The following is a 10,545-nucleotide window of genomic DNA, read 5'->3' as shown; positions in this document are numbered from 1 at the left end:
ATCTAACTAACCGATAAATAAAATAATAAATCAGTAAAAAGTTGATTAAAATTCCATAAATGGAATGTAATTGTTTTGCAAGATAATACAAATTTTGTAATATATACTAAATGATTCATTGACAATATATCAGGTATTTGATACATTAAAATTACATATCTGGGAAGTTCTATTCTAAGTCGTTCGACTATCTGATTCCCCATATGAGAGCAAATAAATATGGTGGAAGCAGCGTTAGCGAATACATGAATTTTTCCTTTATTGGAGGCTCCTTTCACCATCATAGAGAAAGGAGCGGTATAATGCCAGTAATAGCGAGATTTTATGGAATGGTAATAAAAATGTATTTTCGACAGAGTGAACATAATCCTCCGCATATTCATGTAATATATGGAGAGTGTGTTGGTGTAATTGACATAAGGACAGGCGAAATGTTAGAGGGTGATCTTTCGAAAAGGGCATTAAAAATGGTTCAAGAATGGGTAAAGCAGCACGAAAATGATTTGATTAAAATATGGGAAACGCAAAAGTTTGTAGAACTTCCACCGTTGGAATAAAATAATGGAAGTTCTCGAGTAAAATGGAAGGCGGTGTTATTGTGTTTCATAGAATCAAAGATATAATGTCTTTGAAAAAATATGTTCTTTTGGCTACGTTTCAAGATGGGACGGTTAAAACTTATGATGTAAGTTCCCTGTTTGAGGAGGTGGAGGCATTTAACGCTTTAAAAGATACACCACATTTGTTCGAACAGGTAAAAGTGGATGTTGGTGGCTATGGAATCTCCTGGAATGATGAAATAGATTTATCTTGTGATGAGATTTGGGATAACGGAGTGCTTTTATGTGAGGATAATGGAGAAAACTAATCATGGAAATATCAAGTATACTCATTAAAGATACAATAAAAGAAGAAAGAATCCGCATTGTGCAGGAAGAATTATAGTCATGTGAGGTTCACGTTGGAGTTCATTTCAATGTCAATAAAAAAATAGATGAGGAAACTATAGAGTTGCTTTGAGTCTGACTTTGCAAAGTGCGAATATTGACTAAAAGGAGTGGCATTAAAAATGATAGATATATACACAGAAAAAAGAGATTCAATATTCGGATATAGTGACTGGAAGAAAAGGTAAAGGATATAATGCATGGTGGGGCAAGGAATATGAGGTGTAAGGAATGGGTAGATTTGTAAATCCTGATAACAGTGCATTTCAGGTGGCACTGAATTCTCCGATATATGTGGATAAAACCGGATTGTTGGAATATACAAACAGCGTACTTAATACAACAGAAGCTTATATCTGTAACAGTAGACCACGCAGGTTTGGAAAATCATATGCTGCAAATATGCTGGCCGCTTATTATAGTAAGGGCTGTGATTCTGAAGAAATGTTTTCGGGGCTGGACATAAGCAGGGAATCTGATTTTAAGACGCATCTTAATAAGTATGATGTGATTCATCTTGATATTCAGTGGTTTTTGGCAAATTGTGATAATGTGGATAATGTTATAGCGTTTATTACGAAATCTGTACAGGCTGAATTGAGAGAGATTTACCCTGGCGTTCTGCCTGAAGAAGAGACAAGTTTGTCGGAAAGTCTTTCACGTATTAAAAATATTGTTGGACAGAAATTTATTATAATTATTGATGAGTGGGATGTTCTGATCAGAGATGAAGCGGCAAATAAAAAAGTACAGGAAAAGTACATTAATTTTTTGCGGGCAATGTTTAAGGGAACGGAACCGACAAAATATATTCAGTTGGCGTATCTTACAGGTATTTTGCCGATAAAGAAAGAAAAAACGCAGTCTGCATTAAATAATTTTGATGAATTTACAATGCTTGATGCAGGAGTGATGGCACCATATATTGGATTTACAGAAGCTGAAGTGAAGGATCTTTGCGAAAGATATCACAGAGATTTTGAGAAAGTAAAATATTGGTATGATGGTTATTTGCTGGAGGACTATCAGGTATATAATCCTAAAGCAGTAGTAAGTGTTTGTGTGCGGGGCAGGTTTAGAAGTTACTGGTCTGAGACTGCTTCTTATGAAGCAATTGTTCCTTTTATCAATATGAATTATGATGGTTTGAAAAACGCTATAATTGAAATACTTTCCGGTGCTTCGATTAAAGTAAATACAGCTGCTTTCAAAAATGATACGGTGAATATACAAAGCAAAGATGATGTACTTACGTATTTGGTCCACCTTGGTTATTTGGGATATAACCAGAACAGAAGAACGACATTTGTTCCAAATGAGGAAATACGTCAGGAGCTGACTACGGCTGTTGAGAGTAGAAAATGGAATGAGATGATTACCTTTCAGCAGGAATCAGAACGTTTGCTGGAGGCTACACTTAATATGGATGAAGAAACGGTTGCAGAGAAAATTGAGAAAATCCATACAGAGTATGTTTCGAATATTCAGTATAATAATGAGAATTCTTTGAGCAGTGTACTTGCAATTGCATATCTGAGTTCAATGGAATATTATTTTAAACCAGTTCGTGAACTGTCGACAGGACGTGGGTTTGCAGATTTTGTATTTATTCCGAAACCAGAGTATATTTCCGATTATCCGGCGCTTGTCGTAGAACTTAAATGGAATAAGAATGTCAAAACAGCGTTACAGCAGATAAAAGAGAGAAAATATCCTGAATCAATAAAACAGTATACAGGAGATATTTTACTGGTTGGGATAAACTATGACAAGAAGACAAAAGAACATCAGTGTCTGATTGAAAGATATAAGAAAAAATGAATATCTATATTTGATAAAAAAATGGTTTTTCGTTATTACTGTCTCAATTAAGAGAATTGATAACGGAAAACCATTTTTTTATTTCTGAATCTGGTATTGACAGGCCTGAGGATTATTCTGAGAATTTTGTATTGCAAGAACAAGAGCTGATAAGATGCACAAAAAATGACAGATGAATTTATATAATATATATAAAAATTTTAAAATAAAACAAAATATATTGTATGATACATATAAAAATGATAGTATTACTATCATAAAATACAAAAGGCGGTGAGCAGATGGAAAAAATAGAAGGCACATCTCCAACACGTGTGCGTCAGGCGCAGCAGAGAAGAGATAGAATTATAAATGCCTCTATGAAATTGTTTCAGGAGAAGTGTGTGGAGGATACTTCGATGGAGGAAGTTGCGAAACGGGCAGGTGTGGGAGCAGCGACGGTGTATCGTTATTTTTCTTCAAAGATAGAACTGGTAATTGAGACTGCAGAAGTATACTGGGAAAAGGTTTCGGAGAAATACTTAGGAGAGTTGGAGGCGGGTAATATGCCAAATATTGCTGATGCAAAATCAGAGGCTATTTTGAAAATGGATGGCATCGAAAGTTCAGGCTATGATCAGTTACGGAAAATTTTGAATGTTTTTTGCAGGATATTTCTGGAGCAAAAGCCGTTTTTGAAGTTTCTTCACGAATTTGATGTTTTTGTGAAAAAGTATAATGTATCAGAGGAACATTTGGCTGATTATGAAAATGGGATTCTTAAATTAAAACCTTATGTGACCATTGCTCTCGGGAAAGGTCTGGTAGATAAAAGCCTTTCTTTTAACTGTTCAGTGGATGAGATGTATTTCTCTCTGACACATACCCTCCTTGCACTGATGGAGAAATTGGCAGTAGGAGGAGATATTCTGTCATCTGACCAGAATGTGGAGAGTGAAAAGCAGATCCGTATTATTATAGAGCTGCTGTTAAGAGGAATAAAAAATTTCTAAAATATTTTTAATCTGGAGGTGCACGATGAAAAAGTTAACAACAGGGAAAATATGGCAGTTTGCAGCCGGACAGTTTGGATGGGCGATGCTGTCCGGGATTATTTCTAACTGGCTTGTATATTTTTATCAGCCGGATAAGACAGCCATCAGTCAGGGACAGACAGTATTTATTCCACAGGGGCTGGTGGTCTTTGGTATATTTACTATTATTGGCGGAATTACAGCTTTCGGAAGAATTTTTGATGCTTTTACAGATCCAATGATTGCCTCTTTATCTGACAGATGTACGTCAAAGAATGGGCGAAGAATTCCGTTCCTGAAATGGGCATCTTTACCGCTGGCGCTTTCTACAGTACTGGTTTTCTGGTCGCCGGTTAATAAAAACAGTTGGATCAATGGAGTGTTCTTGCTGGTTATGATTCTGGCGTACTATCTTTCCATTACTGCTTACTGTACACCATATAATGCGTTGATTCCGGAACTTGGACATACCCAGCAGGAAAGACTTAATATTTCCACAGTCATTTCCTTTACATTTATTGCCGGAACTGCAGTGGCGTATCTGGCACCTACGATATGGGAGATGTTTATTCCTGCTTTTGGCAGAGTTGGTGCTATCCGTATGACCTTTACTTTGATGGCGGCTGTAGCGTTTATCTGTATGCTTGTGCCGGTATTTTGCATTCGTGAAAAGGATTATGTAGATACGGTTCCTGCAAAAGAGTCAGCTTTTGGATCTCTTGCAGCTACTTTTAAGAATGGAGAATTTCGCAAGTTTGTGGCATCTGATATTTTCTACTGGATCGCACTTACCATGTTTCAGACAGGTCTTCCATTTTTTGTCACCAGTCTTTTGAAGCTTCCGGAAACGATGACAACTTTGTATTTTGTGGGAATGACAGCGTTGTCCCTTGTATTTTATATTCCGGTAAATAAGCTTACTCCTAAACTTGGAAAGAAAAAGATGATTTTGTTCGCATTTGCAGTATTTAGCGCTGCTTATTTTTACACCGGATTTATGGGAAAAATGAGCTTTATTCCGGCATCGGTGCAGGGACTGATCCTGACAGTCGTGGCGGCTCTTCCTATGGCGATTTTCGGAATTCTTCCGCAGGCTGTTGTGGCAGATATTTCGCAGAGCGACTCGATTACATCAGGAAGCAATCGTGAAGGAATGTTTTATGCGGCAAGGACATTTGCATTTAAACTTGGGCAGAGTATTTCTATGCTGATATTTACCGCAGTCTCGACGATAGGGGCAGCAGAAGGAACTGGTTATAGAGTTGCTGCTTTTGGGGCAGCAGTATTCTGCTGTATAGGTGGAATTATACTGGTATTTTATAATGAGAAAAAGATTAATGGGATTATTAATAGGCATCAGTAAAGATTATAATACAGGCATGTATCGAATGGTGAAAAGCAGATAGCAATAGAATTATGAAAAAGTAACAGGAGTACATACGAATGGAAATAATACATGAGAATGAATATTTGTATAAAATGAATGATGAAATAGAACCATATCTTGCAACGCACCGTCAGGAGGGGTACGTTCCTGGTGCAGAGGATCATCTGCATCGAAAAGACACGGGGATAGTGGGGAAAATTTATGTACAGCGTTACCTGGCAGAGAAACCGAAAGGCGTGATTATAATCAGTCATGGTTTTACAGAAGCAGCGCCGAAATATGATGAGATGATTTATTATTTTCTGAAGGCTGGATATCATGTGTATATGCCGGAACATATGGGACATGGACAAAGTTATCGCCTGACAGCAGATCCATCTCTTGTACATATAGATACCTGGAAGCGATATGTGAGGGATTTTTTGAAAATATGCCATGTGATTAAAAAAACATATCCTGAACTGCCATTAGTTCTTTTTGCTCATTCCATGGGTGGGGCAATTGGAACAATCGCAGCTGCATGGGAACCGCAACTGTTTCAGAAGATTATATTGAATTCTCCTATGCTCCGCCCGCTTACCGGAAATGTTCCCTGGCCATTGGTGATCGCTATTGCACAGACGAAGTGCCTTTTGGGAAAAAAGGAAGACTATGTGGCTGGTCAGAAGCCTTATGATGGTAGTGAGACTTTCGAAACCAGTGGATGTACTTCCAGACCGAGATTTGAAAAATATAATGAGCTGCGTAAAGAGAATAAAAAATTCCAGGTTAGTGCAGCCTCTTATGGATGGCTTCTGGCGTCTGTAAAAATGAGCTGGTACATAAAATATTGCGGATGGAAGAAACTGTCAGCACCTGTTTTGCTATTTCAGGCAGAAAAAGATGATTTTGTATCTGTAAACGCATTGAGAAAATTTGCAGAGAAAATCAATCACAGAGGAATCACTTCCTGTGAATATGTTTACCTGCCGGGAACCAGACATGAGACCTATCGCAGCGATGACAGGACGATGGAAATGTATTTAGATAAAATTATGAAGTTTCTGGATTCATGTAGCGGGGAGATGTTTTCTCATTATGAGGTGTTGAGAGAGTAAGTCATTGTCTGAAAGTTATATAAAACCTTTGGAATGTTACTTTACGCTAAAATGGTTTCATGTTATCATTGTTTTAATTAAATGTGATAGCCGGGAAGCATTTTTGATTGTGAGGTGTGATGAATGGGGAGAGTTTTTAATACAACAGGTGTGTGTATTCCAGAGAAACATTATATGGTAAATATTAATGGTCGTTTACAACAGATTAGAGAGCTTGTGGATGCAGGAAAATATTTTACTATTAACAGGGCCAGACAATATGGTAAGACTACAACCTTGCGTGCGCTTGCAGAAATGTTTCGGGATGAATACTATGTTGTATTACTTGATTTTAAGACATTTGACAATGAGAAATTTAGGACAAAAAGCGGGAATCTTCGGCAATTCAATTACCGAGATGAAAGCGTAAACTGTGCATGCCTGGAGAAGAGTTCGATTCTTGCAAGAAATAAGCAGCAGTTTTGAAATCTGGACAGGCATGTATTAAATTTCTCGGATTATTTTTTGGAGGTTTCCATGGATAATAGATTAAAATTACCGGTAGGAATTGAAGATTTCGAAGAAATCCGAAAAGAAGGTTTTTATTATATTGACAAAACAAAACTTATAGAGCAGCTTTTAATGAACTGGGGAAAGGTGAATCTCTTTACGCGTCCTCGCCGTTTTGGCAAGACTTTAAATATGAGTATGTTTAAGTCTTTTTTTGAAATTGGTACGGATAAGTCTGTTTTTGATGAACTCTATATATCTCGCAATAAAAAACTATGCAATGAGCATATGGGAAAATATCCGGTTATTTTTTTGTCACTTAAAGGCGTTGATGGATTAACTTTTGATATTGCTTTAAAACGTATCACTACTACAATGAAAAATGAAGCTCGCAGACATTATTATCTTAAAGACAGTGGCAAACTTGTAAATGAAGAGCGTATGCAGTATGAGCAGCTTTTATTAGGCCAGATGGACGATGTGACAGACAGTATTCGTTTGCTATCGGAACTTTTGTGCAAACATTATGGCAAAAAAGTAATCATCCTCATAGATGAATATGATGTACCTCTGGATAAAGCGTTTAGTAATGGCTATTATGATGAAATGTCAGAACTCATTCGTGGACTACTGGGACAGGCTTTAAAGACAAATGACTTTCTACAGTTTGCCATCTTGACAGGATGTCTGAGAGTATCTAAAGAAAGTATTTTTACCGGTATTAATAACTTTAAGGTATTATCCATCATGGATACAAGATTTGATGAGCAATTTGGATTTACCGATGAAGAAGTTAAGCAAATACTTACTGATTATGGATTATCATCACATTTTGGAGAGATAAAGGAATGGTATGACGGTTACAGATTTGGTAATGCGGACGTATATTGTCCATGGGATGTTGTAAATTATATTGATTTGTTGTGTGCTGATTCCAAAGCATTACCACAGGATTTTTGGTCTAATTCCAGCGGTAATACTATTGTGCGCAGATTTATTGATAAGGCAAATGTTCAGACAAAAGCTGAAATAGAGAAGCTGATAGCAGGCGAAAGCATAGAAAAGGATGTTTTACAGGAATTGACATATAATGAAATCGATAAGAGCATAGAAAATCTCTGGAGTGTACTGCTTACTACTGGATATCTGACACAAAACGGCCGTACGACAAGCGGAAAATATTTGCTGAAAATTCCAAACAGAGAAATAAGAAATCTGTTTAGCAGACAGATAAAGGAATGGTTCAGTGATGTTTCAAGAAGTGATGGAAAAGTACTTGAAGAGCTTTGTGGTGCATTTGTAAATAAAGAGCCGGAAAAGATAGAAAAGATATTTGGTGACTATTTGTGGAATACCATAAGTATTAGAGACACTGCTGTAGCAAAGGAAAAGAAAGAAAACTTTTACCATGGAATCCTTTTGGGATTATTAGGTTATAAATCCACATGGCGTACGATGTCTAATGCGGAGTCCGGTACCAGATACAGCGATATCCTTGTAGAGGTTGGGGAAAACAGGACAGGCATAGCAATTGAATTAAAGTATGCAGAAGGTGGAGATATGGATGCTGCATGTGCTGAAGCATTGCAACAGATAGAAGAAAAAGACTACATTGCAAGATTGAAACAGGATGGTATGCAGAATTTTATAAAATATGGCATAGCATGTTTCAAGAAAAATTGTAAGGTGACTATGGGCGATTAGAAATGGTTTCCTGTTATCAATATCTCAGTTGAGAGAACTGATAACGGGAAACCATTTTTGTTATTTGGCTGCGTTTTTATTTAACAGCCGGAAACAGATTATAAAAAAGATAATTCCATATACAGTTGTGATAGGTGTCGCCATTCCAACATAAGTCAGAGATGTTTCCGGTAATCTCGACATAATGATAGATATCGGAATTCGGATGCAGAATGCGGAAGTGATTCCCTGGATCATAACAGGAATACTTTTTCCACAGCCATTAAAATATCCGATACTGCTGAAAAGTACACAAGTCAGTATACAGTCGGCAGAGAAACCTTTCAGGTAAGCGGCACTCTGCGCGATTACCTCGGAATCATTGGTAAAGAAAGAGGATAATACTCCGCCTCCGAAGAATCCTACCATAAAGATGATGATTCCAACGGAACATCCGGTAATGATTGCAGTGTAAAAACCCTTCCATGCCCGGCTTTTCTTTCCGGCACCGATATTCTGCGCAACAAATGCTGATACACTCTGCATGATAGAGGACGGAACCAGCATAATAAAGGAAACGATTTTCTGTGCAATTCCATATCCGGCAGATGGCATCAGACCCATCTGATTGATAACAGAATTTACAACAAGAAATGAAATCTGAACCGTTGTCTCCTGAAGTGCGATCGGCACACCTACGTTCAATATTTTCCCCAACTCTTCCTTATAAATCCGACATTGTTCTCTGGAAAATTCTATAGGCATATCCTGCTTTCTTAATACAACGACAGAACAGACAACAGAGACAAACTGTGCAAATACAGTGGCAATGGCGGCACCTGCAACATCCATGTGAAATACTCCAATCAGAAGCAAATCTCCCAGAATATTTACGATGCAGGCAATTCCTACGAACAGAAGTGGAAGGTTTGCATTTCCCACACCTCGCAGCACCCCGCTGATTACGTTGTATGCAATGATAATAACGATACCAGCAGAACAGATTCTGATATAAAGAATCGTTTTGTCAAAGGATTCAGCCGGCGCCTGTAAAAGGTGCGCAATCCCTCCGGCGGCAAATTCCAGTACAAATGTCATGATGACAGCAATGATCAGAAAAAGAATGATCGTAGTTCCGACCGCATTTCCTGCTTCTTTTGGCTTCTGTTCTCCGATGTGATGCCCGATTATTACGGTGGAGCCCATCGCAAGACTTGTAATGATAAAAGTAGACATCTGCATAAAGGAACTACCTGTTCCTACTGCGGAAATACTCGAGGCATTTCCGAATTTGCCGACAATCAGCAAATCAACTGCGCCATACGCAGCCTGCAGGATCAATGCTCCAAGTACCGGGATAGCAAACCGAAGCAAAGACTGGAACACAGGTCCTTCTGTAAAACTTATTTCTTTTTTCGACATTTTTTCCTCCTGAGAATGTGGCTTGAATGCTTCCGATAGTAACGAGTGTACCAACAAATTGTGACGCACATCTTACAGAAAGCATTTTTCAAACACACTCTAGTGTATTGATTGCTTGTTATCTGAAGCATTTAGATATTATCAGTATAACATAGGTATTGCGCACATTCTACTGTCACGTTGATAACCTTGTAAGTCTTGGAGTTACTGTGTTACTGTTTACTCAGTGCCTTGTAACAATCTTTTTTCCATATCAAGTAAGCTTCATGTTCTGATTGCGAATATCAGTTGAAGTATGTTACTATAAGAAAAAACATACCTATATCATATGATTTTTGACGAGGTAAATCAGATGGCTGGTGACACAGAAACATGATAAGAAAGGCAAAAAACATGGCAGCAGAAAGAACAGAAGAACTATATAAGGTTTTGCTCAGCAAGGGCTATCCGAAGGAGCTTTGTGCAGAGATCGCATATAAAAATATGAATACAGATTATACCGCAACTAGAATGTTGGGGTATTTATATCGGTATACAAATCCTAAAATCGAAGATCTGGTAGATGAGATGCTGGCGATTTTAAGTGACCGGGCGCAGATAATAGAGAAAAAGGAATCTGAACATGCGCAGGCAGTGATCAGTGAAATGTACCGGAAGGGATTATAAGTGACGAAGAACTTGGAGAT

11 protein-coding genes are annotated in these 10,545 nt (G+C 37.8%); 10 read left to right on the top strand and 1 reads right to left on the bottom strand.

Annotation, left to right across the window (positions count from 1 at the left end):
• The first annotated feature begins 302 nt into the window (after positions 1-302).
• The 8 genes from WKT11_RS12130 (at position 303) to WKT11_RS12095 (ending at position 8,458) form a co-directional block, all read left to right on the top strand.
• Complete coding sequence (locus tag WKT11_RS12130) at positions 303-557, top strand: DUF4160 domain-containing protein (RefSeq protein WP_118138187.1); 255 nt, start codon at positions 303-305, stop codon at positions 555-557.
• A gap of 23 nt (positions 558-580) precedes the next feature.
• Positions 581-868: a DUF2442 domain-containing protein gene (locus tag WKT11_RS12125; RefSeq protein WP_118138185.1), complete on the top strand. Its 288-nt coding sequence runs from the start codon at positions 581-583 to the stop codon at positions 866-868.
• A gap of 310 nt (positions 869-1,178) precedes the next feature.
• On the top strand, positions 1,179-2,768 hold the full coding sequence (locus WKT11_RS12120) for an AAA family ATPase (protein ID WP_340284517.1): 1,590 nt from the start codon (positions 1,179-1,181) through the stop codon (positions 2,766-2,768).
• Between the two features lie 281 nt (positions 2,769-3,049).
• The gene (locus tag WKT11_RS12115) at positions 3,050-3,760 is read left to right on the top strand and encodes a TetR/AcrR family transcriptional regulator (RefSeq protein ID WP_118137521.1); all 711 of its coding nucleotides are present in this window, start codon (positions 3,050-3,052) and stop codon (positions 3,758-3,760) included.
• Between the two features lie 25 nt (positions 3,761-3,785).
• Entirely contained in the window at positions 3,786-5,144 is a 1,359-nt protein-coding gene (locus WKT11_RS12110) for an MFS transporter (protein ID WP_118137519.1), read from the top strand.
• An 80-nt stretch (positions 5,145-5,224) separates the two neighbouring features.
• Entirely contained in the window at positions 5,225-6,265 is a 1,041-nt protein-coding gene (locus WKT11_RS12105; RefSeq protein ID WP_118137517.1) for an alpha/beta fold hydrolase, read from the top strand.
• 123 nt (positions 6,266-6,388) lie between these two features.
• Complete coding sequence (locus WKT11_RS12100; protein WP_117844259.1) at positions 6,389-6,730, top strand: hypothetical protein; 342 nt, start codon at positions 6,389-6,391, stop codon at positions 6,728-6,730.
• 51 nt (positions 6,731-6,781) lie between these two features.
• Positions 6,782-8,458 (top strand): AAA family ATPase, encoded by a 1,677-nt coding sequence (locus WKT11_RS12095; protein WP_118137515.1) that lies wholly within the window; start codon positions 6,782-6,784, stop codon positions 8,456-8,458.
• A gap of 60 nt (positions 8,459-8,518) precedes the next feature.
• On the opposite strand, the gene WKT11_RS12090 is transcribed toward WKT11_RS12095, so the two are convergent.
• Positions 8,519-9,859 (bottom strand): MATE family efflux transporter, encoded by a 1,341-nt coding sequence (locus tag WKT11_RS12090; protein WP_118137513.1) that lies wholly within the window; start codon positions 9,857-9,859, stop codon positions 8,519-8,521.
• Between the two features lie 26 nt (positions 9,860-9,885).
• Here WKT11_RS12090 and WKT11_RS20045 point away from each other — a divergent pair, with 26 nt between their 5' ends.
• Together WKT11_RS20045 and WKT11_RS12085 are read left to right on the top strand one after the other, a co-directional pair.
• The gene (locus WKT11_RS20045; RefSeq protein ID WP_369123831.1) at positions 9,886-10,014 is read left to right on the top strand and encodes a DUF6783 domain-containing protein; all 129 of its coding nucleotides are present in this window, start codon (positions 9,886-9,888) and stop codon (positions 10,012-10,014) included.
• 238 nt (positions 10,015-10,252) lie between these two features.
• A complete protein-coding gene (locus WKT11_RS12085) occupies positions 10,253-10,525 on the top strand; it encodes a hypothetical protein (RefSeq protein WP_117675524.1) in 273 nt (90 codons plus the stop codon).
• Positions 10,526-10,545 lie beyond the last annotated feature (20 nt).

The organism is Blautia sp. HCN-1074 (assembly GCF_037890165.1).
GTDB lineage: Bacteria > Bacillota > Clostridia > Lachnospirales > Lachnospiraceae > Blautia_A.
This window is presented reverse-complemented; position numbering and strand designations above follow the sequence as displayed.

Bases quoted from the DNA above. Each gene is read 5' to 3' on its own strand.
- WKT11_RS12130 (WP_118138187.1), top strand. From the start codon at position 303: ATGCCAGTAATAGCGAGATTTTATGGAATGGTAATAAAAATGTATTTT.
- WKT11_RS12125 (WP_118138185.1), top strand. From the start codon at position 581: ATGGAAGGCGGTGTTATTGTGTTTCATAGAATCAAAGATATAATGTCT.
- WKT11_RS12120 (WP_340284517.1), top strand. From the start codon at position 1,179: ATGGGTAGATTTGTAAATCCTGATAACAGTGCATTTCAGGTGGCACTG.
- WKT11_RS12115 (WP_118137521.1), top strand. From the start codon at position 3,050: ATGGAAAAAATAGAAGGCACATCTCCAACACGTGTGCGTCAGGCGCAG.
- WKT11_RS12110 (WP_118137519.1), top strand. From the start codon at position 3,786: ATGAAAAAGTTAACAACAGGGAAAATATGGCAGTTTGCAGCCGGACAG.
- WKT11_RS12105 (WP_118137517.1), top strand. From the start codon at position 5,225: ATGGAAATAATACATGAGAATGAATATTTGTATAAAATGAATGATGAA.
- WKT11_RS12100 (WP_117844259.1), top strand. From the start codon at position 6,389: ATGGGGAGAGTTTTTAATACAACAGGTGTGTGTATTCCAGAGAAACAT.
- WKT11_RS12095 (WP_118137515.1), top strand. From the start codon at position 6,782: ATGGATAATAGATTAAAATTACCGGTAGGAATTGAAGATTTCGAAGAA.
- WKT11_RS12090 (WP_118137513.1), bottom strand. From the start codon at position 9,859: ATGTCGAAAAAAGAAATAAGTTTTACAGAAGGACCTGTGTTCCAGTCT.
- WKT11_RS20045 (WP_369123831.1), top strand. From the start codon at position 9,886: ATGCTTCCGATAGTAACGAGTGTACCAACAAATTGTGACGCACATCTT.
- WKT11_RS12085 (WP_117675524.1), top strand. From the start codon at position 10,253: ATGGCAGCAGAAAGAACAGAAGAACTATATAAGGTTTTGCTCAGCAAG.